Below are 18749 nucleotides of genomic sequence, written 5' to 3'. Positions count from 1 at the left end.
CTTTCGGGCACTCCGTTCGCCGGGTTCCTCCACGTGTGAGCCCGCGCCCGGGTTCCCAAATGTGACAAATTCGACATGAGGCGGACACCACAAGTGATGGCCGCGCCTACCGGGAAGACCTATCCTCGAATAATCATGACTTCAGCATCGAGCACGGATTCGGCAGCAGGACCTGCGGCGGATTCCGCAACGACCATTGACGGCGATCTGGGATCACTGCCGATCGGGGTCTTTGATTCGGGCGTCGGCGGACTGACGGTGGCGCGGTCCATCATCGACCAGCTTCCCAACGAATCGATTCTCTACGTCGGGGACACCGCGCACGGGCCGTACGGTCCGCTCCCCATTGCCGAGGTGCGCGCCAACGCCCTGGGCGTCATGGATGAACTGGTGGATTCCGGCGTCAAGCTCCTGACCATCGCCTGCAACTCGGCCTCGGCCGCCGTGCTGCGCGATGCCCGGGAGCGGTACACGGCCCGCTACGGAATTCCCGTGATTGAAGTGATCCAGCCCGCGGTCCGGCGCGCGGTGGCAGCCACCCGCACCGGCCGGATCGGAGTCATCGGCACGTCCGCCACCGTCGGTTCCCGTGCCTACGAGGACACCTTTGCCGCTGCTCCGGACCTGGCGATCACCTCCGTGGCCTGCCCCGCCTTCGTGAGCTACGTGGAGGCCGGCATCACCACCGGTCCTGAACTGTTGGCCGTGGCGGGGGAGTACCTCGAACCGCTGAAGGACGCGGGGGTAGACACCGTGGTGCTCGGCTGCACCCACTACCCCCTGCTGACCGGCGTTATTTCCTACGTCATGGGCGAGGATGTCACTCTCGTCTCCAGCGCGGAGGAAACGGCCAAGGACGTGTACCGCGCCCTCGCAAGCCGCGGCCTGGAGCGCACTGCCGCCGCCCCGCCGGAGCACAGCTTCATCGCCACCGGCGACGCCGGCCAGTTCGAGGCCCTGGCCCGCAGGTTCCTAGGGCCCGAGGTCCTCAGCGTCAAGCATGTGGACCACGTGGCTGCGCAGTACCCCACGGGGAGTCTGGCCCGCATCACCCCTGAAATGATTGCCGCGGCGCAGCGCGCAGCCACCCGGCCGCGCATCTCGAACTTTGTCGGGCAAGGCGCCTCCGCCGGCCAGTCGCCCGGGGGCTCCCTCCTGTGAAACTCACCATCGTCGGCTGCACCGGTTCCTTCCCGGGCCCGGGTTCGCCTGCGTCCTGCTATTTGCTGACCGCCCATGACGGCGAACGCACCTGGAAAGTTGTCATGGACCTTGGCAGCGGCGCCCTCGGTGCCATCCAGCGGTACACGGACCTCGAGGACATAGACGCGATCTTCCTCACCCACCTGCACCCGGACCACTGCATGGACCTGTGCGGCCTGCACGTGGCCGTGCGCTGGAAGCCCGGCGGCTGGGACCGCGGCAGGATCCCGGTCTGGGGCCCGGCCGCGACGGCCGACAGGATGGCCACCGCCTACGGCCTCGACCTCGATCCTGGCATGCACGAGGAATTCGACTTCACCAACTGGACCGAGCGCCAGTCCGTGACGGTGGGGCCATACACCGTGACCCCGTTCGCCGTGAACCATCCCGTGGAGGAGGCCTACGCGCTGCGCGTGGAGGTGACGGAGCCGGGCCCGGGCGGAGCGGCCGTGACACGGGTACTGACCTACTCCGGTGACACTGACTCATGCCGCGGCCTGGAAGAGGCCGCGAAGGACGCTGACCTGTTCCTCTGCGAGGCAGCGTTCGAGGAGGGCCGGGACGACGGCATCAAGGATGTCCACCTGACCGGAAAGAGGGCAGGCGAAGCGGCAGCGGTGGCCGGTGCCCGCCGCCTGCTGCTCACCCACATCCCCGTGTGGACCTCCCCGACAAAGGTGATGGCCGAGGCACGTCCCGCTTTCGGCGGAGACGTCGCCGTCGCGGTGGCAGGGGTGCACTACACCGTCTGAGGCGGGCCAGCCGCCGTCGTGGAAGTCGATAAGCTTGAGGCATGACTTCCGAAGCAACAACAACCCCCGTCATCCGTGCCGACGGCCGCACTCCCGACCAGCTCCGGCCCATCAGCATCACCCGGGGCTGGTCCAAGCAGGCCGAAGGGTCCGCCCTGATTGAGTTCGGCAACACGCGGGTGCTGTGCACGGCGTCCCTGACCGAGGGTGTGCCGCGCTGGCTGAAGGGCGAGGGCCGCGGCTGGGTCACCGCCGAGTACGCCATGCTGCCGCGCGCCACCAACACGCGCTCGGACCGCGAATCCGTCAAGGGCAAGATCGGCGGCCGCACGCACGAAATTTCACGACTCATCGGCAGGTCCCTGCGCTCGATCATCGACACCAAGGCGCTGGGCGAGAACACGATCGTGCTGGACTGCGACGTCCTGCAGGCCGACGGCGGAACCCGGACTGCCGCGATCACCGGCGCCTACGTGGCGCTCGCCGAAGCGATCCGCTTCGCCCGGGAGAACAAGATGATCGCCCGGAACGCCCAGCCCCTGATCGACACCATCGCTGCCGTGTCCGTGGGTATCATCGACGGCGTCCCCATGCTGGACCTGCCGTACATCGAGGACGTCCGGGCCGAAACGGACATGAACGTTGTGGTGACAGGCTCGGGCAAATTCGTGGAGGTTCAGGGGACCGCCGAGGGGGCCCCCTTCGACCGCGATGAGCTCAACAAGCTGCTTGACCTGGCCCTCCTGGGCACCGAGCAGCTCGCGGCCATCCAGCGCGAAACCCTGGCCGAAGCGCCGTGAGCGAAAACGGTGCACCGGCTCCCCGCCTGGTGCTCGCCACGCACAACAAGGGAAAGCTGCGGGAGCTGCGCGAACTGCTGCGCGGACAGGTCCCCGGGCTCGACGTCGACACCCAGGTGGTGGACGCCGCCGCCGTCGGAGGTCCCGACGTCGTCGAAACCGGTGTGACCTTTGCCGAGAATTCGCTGCTCAAGGCCCGGGCGGTGGCCGAAGCCACCGGGCTGGTGGCCATTGCCGACGACTCGGGGCTCTCGGTGGACGTGCTGGGCGGCGCTCCGGGCATCTTTTCCGCCCGTTGGGCAGGGCAGCACGGTGACGATGCCGCGAACCTCCGGCTGCTGCTGGCCCAGCTCGCGGACGTGCCGGATGCGCACCGCGGCGCCGCATTCGTGTGCGCAGCCGCGCTGGCAGCGCCCGGTCCCGCGTCCGCCTCTGGATCCGGGAACGGGGCCCGCGAGGTGGTGGAATACGGCCAGCTTGCCGGTACGCTGCTGCGGGAGCCGCGGGGCGAGGGCGGTTTCGGCTACGACCCCATACTGCAGCCGCTCGGGCTGGACCGCAGCTGCGCGGAACTGAGCGCCGAGGAGAAGAACGCCATCAGCCACCGGGGCCAGGCGTTCCGTGCCCTGCTGCCGGCGATCGTGGACGCCCTCGCCGAACAATAAGTCGCGTTCCACCCTTACGGCAAGCACGTCCCGAGGGAGCCATCAAAAAGGAACGGGTTGTCGCCCCGGTGCGCTTGTGGCTGAGCCGTGCCCGAACCAGGCGGTCGTCGCCGGCTCCGGCGAGGCCTGTAAGTGCGTGGAGTAGCGTGACAAAATAGGCGTGTTGCATCACCGCATTTACGCTTGCGCTTGCACTGAGGATCAGCAATGAAGAAAGAGCTGAAGGACGCCGCGAATGCGGTCGAGGATGCATCGAACTCCAGGGCTTTCGTGATTGCGGCCAGGGCAGGTTTTGCCGTCAGCGGCCTGCTGCACCTTCTGATCGGGTCCGTCGCCATCCAGCTGGCATTGGTCAAGGCAGGACCGGCCGGGCCGGCGGATCAGGCCGGTGCGGTCGCCCAGCTCGCCCGCCAGCCCGAGGGGCTGCTGCTGCTGTGGGCCGGCTTTGCCGCCTGCGTGGCTCTGGCTCTCTGGCAAACCAGTAACGCCGTGTTCGACTACGGTCACTTGGAGGCCAAGAAGAAGGTGGCAAAGAAGCTGTCCGCAGCCGGCAAGGCTGTGGTGTTCGCAGTCATCGCGCTGACGTTCGCTGCCTCTGCTAGCGGAAACAGCCAGACCGGCGGAAAAACGACCAGCGACTTCACAGTCTCGATCATCAAAGCACCCGGGGGTGCGTTCCTGCTGATCATCATCGGAGCCGCAATCGCCGGTGCCGGCCTTGTCTTCGTGGTCCTCGGACTCAAAGGATCGTTCAAGAAGGATCTGAGCCTGCCGCCCTCGGGCACCGCACGGTCCGTCGTGACCGGCTTGGGCATGGTCGGCTACATAGCAGAGGGTGTCGCACTGTTTCTGGTGGGCTTGCTGTTCATCTTAGCCACCGTCAATGCACGCCCCCAGGAGTCCACCGGCCTGGATGGCGGGCTGAAGGCGCTGCGCGAGCAGCCGTACGGGGTTTACATGCTGACGGCTGTCGGCGCCGGGCTCATCTGCTACGGCCTTTACCTGATGGTGAAGGCCAAATTCGCTCGGATGTAAGCTCCCCATCGAGGCGGCGTGTTTAGGGCAGAAGAGGAAGACTGGTGCGTTTTCACTGCAATGGGCAGCCCATCACGGAGGCGTCTCTGCCAGTTCCCGAAGTCGTCGGTATCCACTCCGGAGGACCTTGGTCTGAGTCTGGTAACCCAAATCGATGCCGGAGGCCTTCGTCCTCTGCATCAACGTCAACGTTGGGGGATCACGCCATGGGCCTGCGCTAAACAAGAAGGCGCCCCACGCATGTGGGGCGCGTTCTTGTGCGCACTTCGAGGCTCTTGGCCGGGAATGGGCGCTACGGAGTCTTGCGTTCCTCTTCGGGCTCGTGCTCCTCGATGAACTCCTCCACCACGTCGGTCCCGTACTTGGCGGCCTGGCGCTTGGCCACGAATCCGCGCGCCACTTCGATGAAAATCGGAATGACCGACAGCAGCACGATCACGATGAAGATGATGTCCAGGTTGTCGCGGACCCACGGAACCCGGTCGCCCAGCAGGTAGCCGAGGAGCGTCACGCCGCCACCCCATAGGAGCGCACCGATGACGTTGAAGAGGAAGAACTTCCGCTTGTCCATCTGCGCGACGCCCACGATGACCGGAACAAAGGTCCGGATGATGGGAACGAAGCGGGCCAGAATCAGGGCCTTGCCGCCGTGCTTTTCGAAGAATTTGTGGGCGCTTTCCACGTTCTCGTGCTTGAACAGCCTGGAGTCCGGCTTGTTGAAAATTGCCGGACCGGCCTTGGAACCAATGAGATAGCCCGTCTGGTTTCCGATGATTGCCGCCACGATGATGAGCGCTGCGAAGAGCCAGATGTTGAACTTAATGGTGTCGGTTGCGACCAGCAGGCCGGCGGTGAACAGCAGGGAGTCACCGGGAAGGAAGAACCCGACCAGCAGACCGGTCTCGGCGAAGATGATCCCGCAGACCAGCAGCACCACCCACGGTGCAAGGGCGGGATCCGCGAGGAATACCTGGGGGTTAAGCCAGTCGGGAAGGAACGAGGCCAGCTGCGGCTGGACCGGTCCGGCTCCTCCCAACATGGGCACGGCAAAGTCGCTGATGGCATTAAGGTTCACCACTCAAGGGTACTTGAACGTCCCGCCGCTCCTGCGGCGCTACAGTTGACCCCGTGGGTTTGGACTTTACGGCGATCGACTTCGAGACCGCCAACGGATTTCGCGGGTCACCGTGCTCCGTTGGCCTCACCAAGGTCCGCGGGGGTGCGATCGTCGAGGAGGCATCGTGGCTCATGCGCCCGCCGGAAAACCACGACACGTTCGACTATCACAACGTGCGGATCCACGGCATCCGCGCGGAGCACGTGGCGGCCCGGCCCCGCTTCGGGGAACTGTTCCCCGAGATCGGCGCCTTCATTGGCGACGACATTCTGGCGGCGCACAATGCCGCTTTCGACTTGGGTGTCATCCGTTCAGGACTGGAGGTCTCGGGCCTTCCCGGGCCCGCCTACGACTATGTCTGCACTGTGATGCTGTCCCGGCGCTGCTACTCGCTGGTCTCCAACTCGCTGCCCTTTGCCGCTGAAGAGGCCGGCGTGCCCCTGGTCAACCACCACGACGCCGCCGAGGACGCGCGGGCCTGTGCCGGCATTCTGATCGACATCGCCGCCCGCAACCGGGCCAACAGCATCGCGGAGCTGTACCTTTCGCTGGGGCTGGCGATACCCCGTCAGCAGGCGTTTCATCCGGCCCGCGATGAAATGTCCAAGCCAACCCTCACTGCCCTGGCCGCCGTTGGCGGGACCCGCATTGCACAGCCCTTTCGAAGCGGATGGCCGGAGGAGGGGGAGAACCCCGCACCCAGCCTGGACGCCGAGCCGGGACATCCCCTGTACGGGCAGACCGTGGTATTCACCGGCCAGCTGGGTATTCCGCGCCCGGAGGCAAAGATCCGTTCCGCTGAGATGGGAGCACGTCCGGAAAGCCGCGTCACGGCCCGGACCAGCGTGCTCGTGGTGGGTGACGGGTTCGACGCCCGCGACCTGCGGTCCGGCCGCCTGACGGGCAAGGCCAAGCGGGTGCTTGAGCTGCACGAGCGGGGCCAGTCGATCGAAGTCCTTTCCGAAGGCGAATTCCTGCAGATGATCGGCGGGACGGCCTCCGGCGGACTTCATCCGGGGAAACAAAGCTTCCCAGCGGCGGTCCTGCACTCCTAGCCTTGCTGCATGAGCAGCCCGCACGAGTCACCCCTGCCCGCATCGACGCAACAGCGCGGGATCGACTGGCGCGCAGTGTTCGCCTTTCCGAATCCCGTGAACGAATACGCTGCCCGGCTCACGGCCGGCCTCGTAGTGCTGCTCGCCGCAGCGACGTTCCTGGCCGACTCCGGCCTAGGCCTGGCGGTGATCGCTGCAGGTTTCTGGCTCCGGGTGCTTTTCGGCCCCAGGATCTCCCCGCTGGCTCTGCTCTCGGTGAAGGTTCTGGCCCCCCGCCTCGGCCGGGCCAAACTCGTCCCCGGACCGCCCAAGCGGTTCGCCCAGGGGATCGGAGCCGCGGTCTCGACTGCGGCGGCCGTGCTGTTCTTCGCCGGCCTGGCCACGGCAGCATGGGGACTGCTGGCCGTGCTGGTGGCGGCAGCGTCCCTGGAAGCCTTCGCCGGCTTCTGCCTTGGCTGCACTATTTTCGGCTTCCTGCAGCGCCGGGGCATGATCCCGGAGGACGTCTGCGAGGCCTGCAACAACATTTCCCTTAGGCAGTTGTAACGGACACCAGCTGGTCCGCCATGCCGCGGATCACCTCAGGCGCTTCCAGGGCTTCGAGCCAGTCCGCCGGCAGGCAGGCTTCGCCGTAGTAGGCGCCGAGGATATTGCCGGCGATGGAGCCGGTGGAGTCGCTGTCTCCGCTGTGGTTGACCGCCACGGCGACGGCCGCTTTGAAATGCTCCACCGGCGGCAGCGGTCCGTGGTCCCCTTTTGCTGTCGCAAGAACCGCGTAAAGCCCGACGGCGAGCGCCTCCTCAGCGACCCAGCCCTCACCCAGTTCACGGACCAGATCTTCAGGGCTAAGCAGGGCAGCCGGTCCCGGTGCAGCAGCCCAGTCCGCAGCATTCTTGTCCACAGCACTCCCGTTCGCAGGAGTTGCTCCCGCCAAGCGGAGGGCGGCGTCGAGACGCTCCTGGAGCTCCGGCACTGCCTCGGGATCGGACCGGACGTGTTCGGCGGCCGTGCGGGCGGCCGCCTGCAGCGTCCCGCCCTGCACCAGGGTGTGGATCAGGAGGCTGAAGATCGCTGCGCTCTGTCGTGCCGAAGGGTGCCCGTGGGTCAGGGCAGCGGCGTCTGCGCTCAGCTTGTAGACCGCCTCGGCAGGGATGTGGGGTATCAGTCCGAACGGGGCCGACCGCATCACGGTTCCGCAGCCCTTGGAGTCCGGATTGACGGGGCGGTACACCGTTCCCATCTCACCGGTGGCGAGCCCGCTGAGGCAGGCTTTGCCGGGGGAGCGGCGGTGCCGGAGCACGGGCTGCCGGTCTATCCAGCGCGCCTGGGGTCTGGGCGCCGGATCCGGGACTGTAATGCCCTGGGTCTCGAGCCAGCGCAGGTAGGCCAGCCAAAGGCAGGCGTTGGCGTCGGCCCCTACGCCCGCGTTGGCCCACTCGAGTGCTTCCACGAGTCCGTCCACCGTGTATAGCGTCATCTGGGTGTCATCTGAAAAGTGGGTACCGCCGTCGAGCGCTGCGAAGTCACGGAGGCCGGCAGCGCCGAAACGGTCACGGATGGCGGTGATGGAATCGAACTCGACGGCGTAGCCGAGGGAATCGCCGAGAGCGCCGCCCAACAGGCAACCGTGGATGCGGGACTTAGGGCTCGGCACGGCCGCGGGCACTACGGGAGAATTGCTCATGCACGTAAATTTACCCGTCCGGCGGGGCGGCGGTATCGCGAGGGTCAGACGCCGCAGTGCTGTGTGTTTTTCCTCACCGGAGCAGTGTTCTTCCTCACCGGCCTAATGGCTCTTCCCAGCGGAACGCCGCCTTTCCGCCCCGGGGCAGCGCCTGTTGTCACCGTAACGGCTCACGGAACGGGATGCGCATAGAGGCTAAGCTCGAATTCAGCAAGCGTCCAGATTCCACTGACAGTATGCAGAGGCCGACCCCGGCACGTGCAGGTGTTCCCGGCCCGCCACCTTAAGCCCACGAACGGCGCGTCGCGAAACATGGGCCGGCTCACCCGCCAGAGGCCGGCCCGTCAAACAAAGGATTGTCCCATCATGACTGCCCGAGTGCCAGTGTCCCCGTCCACCGCCGAACCTTACCGGGCTGACGCCGGCTTCCGGCACGGGATGGTTTCCCGGCTCGCGGCAGAAGCGTTTGGCACTTTGTTCCTGGTCGTCGCAGGCCTGGGCGTTCCGCTGTTCACTCTTCCGCAGTCCAACCCGCTGCCGGCAGCGCTCGCCGGGGGACTGGCGGTGACCGCCTCGATGCTGGCCTTCGCCCACGTTTCCGGGGGCCATTTCAACCCCGCCATCACCCTGGGCCATCTTGTCGCCGGGCGCCTGAGGACGGGCTACGCCGCGGCTTACGTCGTCGCGCAGCTGGCAGGTGCCGCTGCCGGTGCCCTGGCGCTGTACGGCATCCTTCGCACTGTACCCAGCATCCCTGACACCAAGGCAGCCTTTGATACTGTCACGGCGGGCTTTGGCGAACACTCCGTCGTTCAGACGTCGATGGCCGGAGTCCTCCTCGCCGAAGTCCTCGGCGCTGCCCTGCTGGTCGCCGTCTTCCTCGGCGCCACGGCCCGCGGCAATGTTCACGCTGCAGCGGCACCGTTCGCGGTCGGCCTGTCACTTGCTGTGCTGCTCCAGTTCGGCCAAGCCATCGGCAACGCCCCGTACAACCCTGCCCGTGCCACCGCCTCGGCCCTGTTCAGCAACAGCTGGTCGGTGGGGCAGCTGTGGCTGTTCTGGGTGGCTCCGCTGGTGGGTGCGGCCATCGCCGGCCTCGTATTCCGTGCCGCCTCCGCCGTCGGCGACGGCGAGGTGGCGGCCGGAAATGCGGCCGGTGTGAGTCCGGCCGGGGGCTCCGACCGCGGCGGCCTCGACGATGACGGCGGCAGCGACGCCAACCACATTAAGGGAGGCAGCGACGCCAATGCCGGCGGCAGCGACGACGATCACGTTAAGGGCGGCAGCGACGGCCCGGACAGTGACGCCAGCGGCAGTCATGCAGCTGCCAAAACGCGGCCGGCTGTTCCCGGTGACGAGGCCCGCGACTTCTTCGACGGCTCCGGCGACAAGTAGCTGCCTGACCGCACTTCGGCAGGCATAGCTTTGGCAGATCGGCTGGACCAGCACCGCGGCCGCCACGTACGGAGCTGCCAGGCCTGTGCCGGCTTCGGACGCGCCCGGGCACGTTCGCTAAAACTGTCAGTCCCTACGGATAGCTTAAAAACATGCGGTTACTCCACACTTCCGATTGGCATCTTGGCCGGTCCTTCCACGGCGTTGGCATGCTTGATGCCCAGCGCGCTTTCGTCGACCAGCTGGTCGCACGGGTCAAGGAATTGTCCGTCGACGTGGTCCTCATTGCGGGCGATGTGTATGATCGTGCCCTGCCGGGAGTTGACGTCGTGGGCCTTTTGGACGAGGCACTTGTCCGGCTGACGGGGGCCGGCGCCCGGGTGGTGCTCACCAGTGGAAACCATGACTCCGCCATCAGGCTCGGCTTTGCCTCGCGGCTCCTGGAGCGCGGCGGGGTGCATCTGCGCACCCGTCTCGCGGAACTGGACACGCCGCTCATGATTCCGCTGGGCGCCACTGACGGCGACGGCGGGGATGACCGTCGCCCCGCCCTGGCCATCTACGGCATCCCGTGGCTCGAACCGCGTCTCGTCGCCGACCAGCTGGGCGTGGATTCGGCCAGCCACTTCGACGTCACGCGCGCCGCAACGAACCGCATCCGGGAGGACCTGGCCAGACGCAGCGCCTCGCGGACTGTCCACTCCGTGGTGCTGGCACATACGTTCGCCAGCGGTGGTATCAGCTCGGACAGCGAGAGGGACCTCAGCATCGGAGGAGTCGGAGCCGTTCCGCTGGATCTGTTCGCTGGCTTCAGCTACACCGCCCTGGGTCACCTTCACGGCCGCCAGACGCTGTCTCCCGCGGTGAGGTATTCCGGCTCCCCGCTTGCCTATTCCTTCTCTGAGGCAAAGCATCAAAAAGGCGGCTGGATCATCGACGTCGATGAGTCCGGCGTGACCAGGGTGGAGCCGGTGCAGTGGGACGCGCCAAGGAAACTGGCCGTCCTTCGGGGAACTATCGACGAACTGCTCGAGTCCGCCGAGCATTCGTGGGCGGAGGAAGCGTACTGCCAGGTGATCCTGACGGATCCGCAGCGGCCCGCCCAGGCAATGGAGCGGCTGCGGGCTAGATTCCCGGACACCCTCGTGCTGGGCTTTGATCCCCAGGGCGCGGCGCCGTCCGTAAAGGTCAGCTACAGCAGCAGGCTCGCGGAGGCGGAGGATGACCTCTCGGTCTGCTGCGGATTTCTCGAGCATGTCCGCGGCCGGGAGGCGAACGAAGCCGAGAAGGCTGTCCTTGCCGAAGCCTTGGAAACCGTCCGACTGCAGGGAGTGTCGCTGTGAGGATCCATCGGCTGGAGATCTGCGCCTTCGGCCCCTTTGCCGGTACGGAAAAAATCGACTTTGACAGGCTCAGCGCGCACGGGTTGTTTCTTCTCAACGGAGCCACTGGCGCCGGCAAGACCAGCGTGCTGGATGCCATTTGCTATGCGCTGTACGGCTCAGTCCCCGGTGCCCGCCAAGACGGCAAGAGGCTGCGCAGTGACCATGCCGCGGCAGCCACAGAACCCAGCGTTACGTGCGAGTTCACCGCCCGTGGCCGGCGCTTCGAGGTCTCGCGCTTTCCGGCGTGGGACAAGCCGAGCGCCCGTGGACGGAACGGCTTCACCACGCAAAAAGCCAAGACACTCCTGCGGGAGCGGGTCGGTGGGGAGTGGGTCGAGAAGTCCGGCCGGAATGACGAGGCCGGGGGTGAGATCGCAGCTCTGCTCGGTATGGACAGGGAACAGTTCACCCGCGTCGTGATGCTCCCGCAGGGTGATTTCGCGGCCTTTCTTAGGTCCAAGGCATCGGACCGGCTGGATCTTTTGCAGAAGCTCTTCGGCACGGAACGGTTTGAGGCCGTTGAACGTGAACTTGCGGTCAGAGCCGCTGAAGCGGCCAAGGAGATCGGCGGGCTCAACAGCCAGCTCGCCATGCTGGTGGAGAGGGCCCGCAGTGAAGGCGAGGCCTTGGGGCTGGACCTGGCAGCCGTGCCCGGGCCAGGCCATGACACGGAGATGCTGGCCTGGCTGGAGAGCTCCGCCTCGCTTCGTGCCGCCGAGCTGGGAGCGGAGGCTGAATCCTGCGAGGCTGTATGCCACGAGCATACCGCCCGGCTTGACGCGGAAATCGCACGCGAGGCGCGGCACCAGAAGCTCGCCGCCGCCCTGGGCAGGAAAGCAGCGGCCAGCGAAGCCGCTCCTGTATTGAAACGGGAAGCTGACCGGCTCGCCCTTCACCGGAACGCCTCAACGCTCAGCGGACAGTTGCAGGCCCTCGATGCTGCGGAAACCGCCTTGGAACGGTCAGCCGCAGCACTGACGCGCGCCAACTGTGACTTTCTTGCGTTTGCCCGAACGGACGCGGAACTGGCGCACCAGGACCCCGCGCACATCACCATCGACGCCGAGCTCGGACGGCTTCACTCCGTGCTGGCCGTAGTGAAGGAGCGCGTGGCTGACGAGGACAGGCTGACGGCACTGCTGGCCCGGAAGTCCGCCCTCACGGCGGAGCGCCAGGAGCTGCTGGGCTCCAATCAGGACCTCGCCGAAACCCTCGTAGCCCTCCGTTCAGAAAGGGACCGGCTTCGGGAGGGGATGCTGCCGCTGGAACAGCTGGCAGGAGAGGCAGTGCTCCGCACGAAGGAGGCGCTGGCGGCCGAAGAGCTCGTGGATGTCGTGAGGCGCTACGGTGCCACCGCAGAGAGATGCGCGGCGGCAACAGAACGGCAGGTCGAGGCTAAGGAAACACACCTCGAGTCCCGGCAGCGGTGGCTCGATGTGCGGGAACAGCGCCTGGCGAATGCGGCGGCGGAACTGGCCGCCCGTCTGCAGGCCGGGGAACCATGCCCCGTATGCGGCGGCACGGAGCATCCGGCGCCGGTGCCCGTGGCCGGATCGGTCCTGAGCCTGGCCGAGCAGGAGGAAAGGGCCAAGGAAGTCTGCGACGCCGCAGAGATCGCCCTGTCCGCAAGGGACGAGGAGCTGGCCGGAATCCGGCAGGAGCTTGCAGTGTTGGCGGGGCAGGACGGGGACACGGATCCTGCCGAGGCGAAAGAAGCAGCCAGGCTGGCGAGAGAAGCTGCCGAAGCGGCGGAAACGGCGCAGGTGCAACTGGCCGAGGCCAAAGCACGGCAGGAGGACCTGGAAGACCGCGTCACCGCCGGTGAGCAGGCACGGACCGAATGCCTCTCACGCATAGCCCAGCTGGAATCCACGGTGGCTGAACTGGACGAGCAGTCCACCGCCCTGGAATCTGCTCTTGCCGCCCTGCGCGCTGGATATCCCAGCCTGGGCCAGCGCTGCACCGCCATCACCAAGACCATCGCGATCCTGGAGAGGGCAGCCGCTGCCCGCTCCGCCGTCGACGTCGCGCAGGGGCGCCTGGACGAAGCACGGTCCCGGCTGGAGCTCGCCCTTCCGGAGGCCGGCTTCGAGTCGGCTGCCGCAGCGGGCGCGGCAATGCTGGCCGCCGGCGATGCTGCACGTCTGGAAGCGGCGGTTCAGGCCGGAAGAGACGAACAGGCCAGGATCGAGGAGCTGTTCGCGAGTGAAGAGCTCATCCTGGCGCAAAAGGAGCAGGAAGCCGGCGCCGCCCCTGTGGCCGGGGAAGTGGAACGCCTGAAGGCTGAAGCCGAGCAGGCAACGCAGCAGTCGAGGGACACGGCGCTTGCGGCCGCCATGGCAGCCCAGAAGTGCAAGGCCCTTGGACGACTGCGGGTTCAGTACGCTGAACTGGCGGAGACGGGGCGTTCCGCCCGGGAACGGGGAGAACTCCTGACGGCCCTCGCGGAGTCTGCCCGGGGCGGCGGCGACAACAGCTACCGCATGAGTCTCAACAGCTATGTGCTGGCTGCCCGGCTGGAGCAGGTTGCTATTGCCGCCTCTGAGAGGCTCGTCGCGATGAGCGAGGGAAGGTACACCCTGCAGCACACGGACGCGAAAGCTGCACGGGGAGCAAAATCCGGGCTCGGCCTCGAAGTCGTGGATGAGTGGACCGGCCAGCGGCGTGATACCTCCACCCTCTCGGGAGGGGAGTCATTCATGGCGTCGCTGTCGCTCGCCCTGGGGCTGGCGGACGTCGTTCAGCAGGAGGCCGGGGGCGTGGACATTGAGACGCTGTTCGTTGACGAAGGATTCGGGAGCCTCGACGAACAGGCCCTGGAACAGGTCATGGATGCACTCGAGGGACTGCGCGACGGCGGCCGGGTTGTGGGCCTGGTCAGCCACGTAGGGGAGATGAAGCAGCGCATCGCTGCCCAGCTCCAGGTCGTCAAGGGACGCAACGGCTCCACCCTGCATATTTCGGACGCGGTGCCGGCGGCCTGACCCGCACATCTCAGCCGGGCGACTTTCAGGACAAACAGGCCATTCCAGTACAATCGGAGCGTTACCGGGTCGGGCGCGTCGGGAGGAGGGACGATGCGCAGAACTGAACGAGCCCGGATTCATGACCACCACTTCACAACCGCCTGCCCCCTCCACCTCACGGTTCGCGCGGCTGCCGCAGCTGGCCGGCAGCACCTTCATTCCCCTTGGTCTGTTCGCACGCCTGCCTCTTGCCATGCTGACCGTCGGAACCCTGACGCTTGTGACCTCCGTGAGTGGCTCATATGCGATCGGCGGAACAGCAGCCGGGGCGGTGGGGATCGGGTCTGCCCTCGGTGCACCTGTCCTGGGTGCTCTGGCGGACCGCCGGGGCCAGCGGGGAATCCTGCTGGTTTCCGCCCTGCTGAATGCGGCCGCGGTCCTCGCCCTGATTGCCCTGGCCTACTCCCTCCCAAGCAGCGGTAGCTTCGCCGCCGCCGCGGATGAAGGATTCGCCGCAGCAGCCCCCGTCCTTGCCGCGGCCTTCCTCGCAGGCGTCAGCTGTCCCCAAGTCGGCCCCCTCGCGCGCGTGCGGTGGATGGCGCTGACCTCGGGGGCCGGACACGGCAGCAGCGCCGGACAGGACAGCAGCACAGGACAAAACACCGGCACGGACCTGGACACGGCGCTCTCCTATGAAAGCACCGCAGACGAACTCACGTTCGTGCTGGGTCCGGCCCTCGTTGGCCTGCTGGCCAGTTTCGTGGCACCGTGGCTGCCGCTGGCCCTTGCCGCGGCACTCACCCTCACACTCGTGCCTGCTTTCGCGGTACACCCGACGCATCGTGCGGTTCCCCGAAGCGGCAAACAGCGGAGCGGTAGGCACCACAGAGCCGCCGCGAAGAGCCCGGCGCAACGAGGATCAACGGCTGCCGCCGTACCCGCCCGGCGGCGGATTGCCGCCTCGGCCGCCGTCGCCGTCCCGGTGCTGGCGATGGTCTGCATGGGCACCTTCTTCGGCTCCACGCAGACGGCCCTGATTTCCTTCTCCGCCACCTACGCGGCGCCGGAGGCGGCCGGGCTGCTCTATTCCGTGATGGGCCTCAGTTCCGCAGCCGCGGCCTTTTCCGTGGCATATTGGCCGGCACAGTTCACGGCCGCTGCCCGGTGGCTGGCGTGCGCCGCGGCCATGGCAGGGCTGTCCGCACTGCTGCTCCTGCCCGAGACGGTGGAGTCTATGGTGCTGACCTTGCTGCTCCTCGGTCTCCCGGTGGGCCCGGTCATGGTGACCGCCTTTGCGGTCGGCGGGATGGTGGCACCTGCCGGCCGTCTCAGCACCGTCATGACGGCGTTGGCCGGCGGGATCGTGGCCGGCACGGCCGCAGGATCATCGATAGCCGGCCAGCTGGCCCAAGGCCAGGGGTACACGGCGGCGTTCATCGTGGCGATAGCCGCCGCAGTGGCGCTGTTCGTACTCGGCCTGGCCGCCGCCGTCGTCATCCGCTCCAGCCGGCGGAAGCAACAACTGGTGGCCTGCACTCCGGCGCCCTGAGCCCGTGCCTGCCGCGCGCCGTCCTTTCTTCCTTGGCCAGCGGCGGGGGAGCGTCAGGCCAGCTGCGACTCAATCCGCGCCGCGCTTCGCGTCAGCGCCGCGGCGATGTCGGACGGATCCTGGGACGAGCGGATATAGACGACGGCGACGGCGGCCGGCCGCCCGCCCGGCACCCGGACCGGGGCTGCCAGCGAGGAAACGCCCGCGATGACTTCGTCATGGCTGGCCGCGAAACCCCGTTTGCGGGCCTCGGCGGCCTCGGGCCGGTACGGCACCGTTGGGGCCAGCCGGTTCCAGTCCTCTTCCGAGAGTGCCGACTGGATGGCGATGCCCGGAGCGCCGCTGCTGATGGGGTGGCGTGAGCCGGGGTGCTGTACCACCATCGGCGCCGAGTGGCGGGGCTCCACCGTGACGAGGGTGACGCAGTCCTGATGGTCCCAGACGGCGATAAAGGCGGTCATGTTGAGGGAATTGGCGAGCTGGGTGAGTTCAGGCAGGGCAGCCGTCTGCAGGTTGCGGGAAACGCCCCTCGCGAGCACGGCCAGGCCCGGCCCCGGCTGAACGCGCCCGGCATCGTCCCTGACCAGCAGGGAGTGGTCCTCCAGTGTCCGGAGGATCCTGTAGGCGACGGAGCGGTGGACACCCATGGCATCGGCCAGCTCAGCGATCGTGAGGGGGTTCTCGGACTCTGCCATGATTTCCAAGGCGCGGATGCCCCTGGAAAGAGTCTGCGACGGGGAGGCCTGGGCGGGGGCCACCTGTGCTCCGGCGCTGCCAATTGGGTTCATGGTGTCCATCCTAGGCGGGAGAAGGTGCCGGTTCGTCCGGGGCCTTGTGCCCGGCACTACATTCAGCTAGCGTTCCATATAGGAATTCTAAGTTCAACTATAGAATATCCTCCTCCTGCAGGTCAGTACGCACACCCGAAAAGGGCGCCGTGACGGAAGGGGACCGGCGATGACAGCGAAGCCAGAGGCGCCTGCGGTCGTCCCCGGCAGGACCTCGGTCCCCCGGGCGCACAGGTTCCGCGGAAGCCTTGGCAGGTTCGCCACCGGCGTCGCCATCGTCACCTTCGACGGCGCAACCAAGCGCCACGGGATCACCGTCAACTCCTTTACCTCGGTCTCCCTGGAGCCGCCTCTGGTACTGGTCAGCATCGCCCGCAACACCAGGGCGCATGATGAGCTCGCCGGCCGTCCCTTCACCGTGAACATCCTGGGCGCAGAACAGCGCCAGCTGGCCGTGCACTTTGCCGGCCGCCCCGGCTCCGAACCCCTGTGGGTGGAAAGCGCGACGGCGCCGCGCCTCTCGAACGTCCTGGCCTGGTTTGAGTGCAAGCCCTGGGCGGCATACGACGGCGGTGACCACACCCTGTATCTCGGTGAGGTTATCGACTTCAACTACCGCAGCGGAGACGCCCTGGCCTTCGCCAACAGTGCCTTCACCACCATTCCGGAGAGCCAGCTCGGCATGGAAGACCTTCTCTAGGAACGCCTCACAGGCCACCGCATAATCACCTGCAGTTCAACGATGACTGGAGAGAACAATGGGAATCCGTACCGGCCAGCACTACCTGGACAAGCTCAACGGCATGAGGACGCATGTCGTGATCGAAGGGGAGGTGGTCAGGGAGAAGGTTGCCGAGCACCCCGCCTTCCGCAATGTGGCGGCGACCTACGCGAAGCTGTTCGACATGCAGCATGACAAGAGGCACCAGCAGGCGCTGACGTACCAATCACCATCGACCGGAGACCTGGTGAACGCGTCCTTCCTGGTACCCCGGACCGAAGAAGACCTGCGGCGCCGGAGGGCGGCGATCTCAACCTGGGCCGAAGCCTCCAACGGGTTCCTGGGACGCACCGGGGACTACATGAACTCCGCCCTCACTGCACTGGGCACCGCGGAGACATGGTTCGCCCAGGCGGATCCCAAATTTGCGGACAACATCCGCAACTACTATGAATGGGCGCGGGAAAATGACACGCTCGCCACCCATACGCTGATCCCGCCTCAGGTCAACCGGTCCGTGTCCGGTTCCGAGCAGCTCGGGGGCCAGCTGTCCGCGCACGTCGTGGACGAGCGGAGCGACGGCATTGTGGTCCGCGGCGCCCGCATGCTCGCCACCATCGCGCCTATCGCGGACGAGCTCCTGGTCTTCCCGTCCACCGTGCTGCGCGGCGGCCCGGAAGACGCTCCCTACTCCTATGCCTTCGCCATTCCGAACGACACCCCGGGGCTGCGGTACCTGTGCCGAACGTCCCTCTACAACGGCGGAAGCACCCACGACGAGCCGCTGGCGTCGCGCTATGAGGAAATGGATGCCGTAGCCATTTTCGACGACGTCTTCGTTCCGAACGAGCGTATCTTCATGCTCGGCAACCCGCAGCTCTGCAACGCCTTCTATACCGAGACCGGCGCCGGTGCGCTCATGACCCACCAAGTGGTCACCCGGACGATCGCCAAGAGCGAGTTCTTCCTTGGGCTGGCTTCCGAACTGGCCGATTCGATCGGCATCGACGGGTTCCAGCACATCCAGGAGGACATCGCGGAACTCATTATCGACGTCGAAATCGGCAAGGCGCTAATCCGCGCGTCCGAGGCTGACGCCGCACCCAACGAGGCCGGTGTCCTGCTGCCCAAGTGGACCACCCTAAACGCTGCCCGGAACTGGTACCCCAAGATCGCGCAACGCTTCCCGCAGATTATCCGGAAGTTCTCGGCCTCCGGCCTTATGGCCCTTCCTGGTGAAGCGGACGTCAACAGCGAGGCGAGGGCGGACATCGACCTCTACCTGCAGGGCAAGACCCTCACCGGCCCGGAACGCGTGCGGCTCTTCAAGCTGGCCTTTGACGCGTCCATTTCGGGTTTCTCGGGGCGCCAGTCCCTCTACGAATACTTCTTCTTCGGGGACCCCGTGAGGATGGCAGGAGCACTCGTCAACACCTACGACCGGGAGCCGGTGAGGGCCAGGCTCCGGGAGCTCCTGCACCGACAGGACTGAGGCTTCGGAGGGTCCTGCGGGGTTTCCGGGAAATTAAGTGTGCTTTGTCACATATCCATAGTATCCTCGTACCTAACTGACCGTTCGATCAGTAAATGATGATCGGGACTCAAGGTCAGAAAGCAATGCCAGGCACCCAACC

16 protein-coding genes are annotated in these 18749 nt (G+C 66.6%); 13 read left to right on the top strand and 3 right to left on the bottom strand.

The annotated features are described in order from the left end of the window. The first annotated feature begins 96 nt into the window (after positions 1-96). The 5 genes from murI to ACIP9X_RS05085 all read left to right on the top strand — a co-directional run bounded on the left by murI (position 97) and on the right by ACIP9X_RS05085 (position 4455). A complete protein-coding gene (gene murI, locus ACIP9X_RS05105) occupies positions 97-1161 on the top strand; it encodes a glutamate racemase (RefSeq protein ID WP_400479042.1) in 1065 nt (354 codons plus the stop codon). Next, the gene (locus ACIP9X_RS05100; protein WP_400478651.1) at positions 1158-1955 is read left to right on the top strand and encodes an MBL fold metallo-hydrolase; all 798 of its coding nucleotides are present in this window, start codon (positions 1158-1160) and stop codon (positions 1953-1955) included. The genes murI and ACIP9X_RS05100 overlap by 4 nt, the downstream gene beginning before the upstream one ends. A gap of 41 nt (positions 1956-1996) precedes the next feature. After that, entirely contained in the window at positions 1997-2755 is a 759-nt protein-coding gene (gene rph / locus ACIP9X_RS05095; RefSeq protein WP_400478650.1) for a ribonuclease PH, read from the top strand. Next, a complete protein-coding gene (rdgB, locus tag ACIP9X_RS05090) occupies positions 2752-3420 on the top strand; it encodes an RdgB/HAM1 family non-canonical purine NTP pyrophosphatase (protein ID WP_400478649.1) in 669 nt (222 codons plus the stop codon). The genes rph and rdgB overlap by 4 nt, the downstream gene beginning before the upstream one ends. A 207-nt stretch (positions 3421-3627) precedes the next feature. Continuing rightward, the gene (locus ACIP9X_RS05085; RefSeq protein ID WP_400478648.1) at positions 3628-4455 is read left to right on the top strand and encodes a DUF1206 domain-containing protein; all 828 of its coding nucleotides are present in this window, start codon (positions 3628-3630) and stop codon (positions 4453-4455) included. A gap of 292 nt (positions 4456-4747) precedes the next feature. Here the strand turns inward: ACIP9X_RS05085 and ACIP9X_RS05080 are convergent, their stop codons facing one another. Then, positions 4748-5515: a VTT domain-containing protein gene (locus ACIP9X_RS05080; protein WP_400479041.1), complete on the bottom strand. Its 768-nt coding sequence runs from the start codon at positions 5513-5515 to the stop codon at positions 4748-4750. 68 nt (positions 5516-5583) lie between these two features. On the opposite strand from ACIP9X_RS05080, the gene ACIP9X_RS05075 reads away from it, so the two are divergent. Beyond that, a complete protein-coding gene (locus ACIP9X_RS05075) occupies positions 5584-6627 on the top strand; it encodes an exonuclease domain-containing protein (protein WP_400478647.1) in 1044 nt (347 codons plus the stop codon). Between the two features lie 9 nt (positions 6628-6636). Continuing rightward, positions 6637-7173, top strand: coding sequence for a DUF4395 domain-containing protein (locus ACIP9X_RS05070; RefSeq protein WP_400478646.1), 537 nt, complete (start codon positions 6637-6639; stop codon positions 7171-7173). On the opposite strand, the gene ACIP9X_RS05065 is transcribed toward ACIP9X_RS05070, so the two are convergent. Beyond that, entirely contained in the window at positions 7160-8311 is a 1152-nt protein-coding gene (locus ACIP9X_RS05065) for an ADP-ribosylglycohydrolase family protein (RefSeq protein WP_400478645.1), read from the bottom strand. The two genes, ACIP9X_RS05070 and ACIP9X_RS05065, sit on opposite strands and share 14 nt — an antisense overlap. Before the next feature lie 366 nt (positions 8312-8677). Between ACIP9X_RS05065 and ACIP9X_RS05060 the strand changes: the two genes are divergently transcribed. The 4 genes from ACIP9X_RS05060 (at position 8678) to ACIP9X_RS05045 (ending at position 15606) form a co-directional block, all read left to right on the top strand. Further along, on the top strand, positions 8678-9706 hold the full coding sequence (locus ACIP9X_RS05060) for an MIP/aquaporin family protein (protein WP_400478644.1): 1029 nt from the start codon (positions 8678-8680) through the stop codon (positions 9704-9706). A 152-nt stretch (positions 9707-9858) separates the two neighbouring features. Further along, positions 9859-11049: an exonuclease SbcCD subunit D gene (locus ACIP9X_RS05055; protein WP_400478643.1), complete on the top strand. Its 1191-nt coding sequence runs from the start codon at positions 9859-9861 to the stop codon at positions 11047-11049. Further along, positions 11046-14075, top strand: coding sequence for an AAA family ATPase (locus tag ACIP9X_RS05050; protein WP_400478642.1), 3030 nt, complete (start codon positions 11046-11048; stop codon positions 14073-14075). Before ACIP9X_RS05055 ends, ACIP9X_RS05050 begins: the two co-directional genes overlap by 4 nt. A gap of 121 nt (positions 14076-14196) precedes the next feature. Next, positions 14197-15606: an MFS transporter gene (locus ACIP9X_RS05045; protein WP_400478641.1), complete on the top strand. Its 1410-nt coding sequence runs from the start codon at positions 14197-14199 to the stop codon at positions 15604-15606. Positions 15607-15659: 53 nt separating this feature from the next. On the opposite strand, the gene ACIP9X_RS05040 is transcribed toward ACIP9X_RS05045, so the two are convergent. Continuing rightward, complete coding sequence (locus ACIP9X_RS05040) at positions 15660-16394, bottom strand: IclR family transcriptional regulator (RefSeq protein ID WP_400478640.1); 735 nt, start codon at positions 16392-16394, stop codon at positions 15660-15662. Positions 16395-16563: 169 nt separating this feature from the next. Between ACIP9X_RS05040 and ACIP9X_RS05035 the strand changes: the two genes are divergently transcribed. After that, a complete protein-coding gene (locus tag ACIP9X_RS05035; RefSeq protein ID WP_400478639.1) occupies positions 16564-17094 on the top strand; it encodes a flavin reductase family protein in 531 nt (176 codons plus the stop codon). 58 nt (positions 17095-17152) lie between these two features. Then, positions 17153-18607: a 4-hydroxyphenylacetate 3-monooxygenase, oxygenase component gene (gene hpaB, locus ACIP9X_RS05030; RefSeq protein ID WP_400478638.1), complete on the top strand. Its 1455-nt coding sequence runs from the start codon at positions 17153-17155 to the stop codon at positions 18605-18607. The last annotated feature ends 142 nt before the right edge of the window (positions 18608-18749 follow it).

The sequence above is a fragment of the Arthrobacter sp. NPDC093125 genome (assembly GCF_044754225.1).
Classification (GTDB): domain Bacteria; phylum Actinomycetota; class Actinomycetes; order Actinomycetales; family Micrococcaceae; genus Arthrobacter.
Note: the sequence above shows the minus strand (reverse complement) of the source record. Positions and strands in the feature narration are given on the sequence as shown.

Excerpts from the sequence above, each read along its gene's own strand:
- murI (WP_400479042.1), top strand. The coding sequence starts at position 97 with ATGGCCGCGCCTACCGGGAAGACCTATCCTCGAATAATCATGACTTCA.
- rph (WP_400478650.1), top strand. The coding sequence starts at position 1,997 with ATGACTTCCGAAGCAACAACAACCCCCGTCATCCGTGCCGACGGCCGC.
- ACIP9X_RS05085 (WP_400478648.1), top strand. The coding sequence starts at position 3,628 with ATGAAGAAAGAGCTGAAGGACGCCGCGAATGCGGTCGAGGATGCATCG.
- ACIP9X_RS05070 (WP_400478646.1), top strand. The coding sequence starts at position 6,637 with ATGAGCAGCCCGCACGAGTCACCCCTGCCCGCATCGACGCAACAGCGC.
- ACIP9X_RS05065 (WP_400478645.1), bottom strand. The coding sequence starts at position 8,311 with ATGAGCAATTCTCCCGTAGTGCCCGCGGCCGTGCCGAGCCCTAAGTCC.
- ACIP9X_RS05060 (WP_400478644.1), top strand. The coding sequence starts at position 8,678 with ATGACTGCCCGAGTGCCAGTGTCCCCGTCCACCGCCGAACCTTACCGG.
- ACIP9X_RS05055 (WP_400478643.1), top strand. The coding sequence starts at position 9,859 with ATGCGGTTACTCCACACTTCCGATTGGCATCTTGGCCGGTCCTTCCAC.
- ACIP9X_RS05045 (WP_400478641.1), top strand. The coding sequence starts at position 14,197 with ATGACCACCACTTCACAACCGCCTGCCCCCTCCACCTCACGGTTCGCG.
- ACIP9X_RS05040 (WP_400478640.1), bottom strand. The coding sequence starts at position 16,394 with ATGAACCCAATTGGCAGCGCCGGAGCACAGGTGGCCCCCGCCCAGGCC.
- ACIP9X_RS05035 (WP_400478639.1), top strand. The coding sequence starts at position 16,564 with ATGACAGCGAAGCCAGAGGCGCCTGCGGTCGTCCCCGGCAGGACCTCG.
- hpaB (WP_400478638.1), top strand. The coding sequence starts at position 17,153 with ATGGGAATCCGTACCGGCCAGCACTACCTGGACAAGCTCAACGGCATG.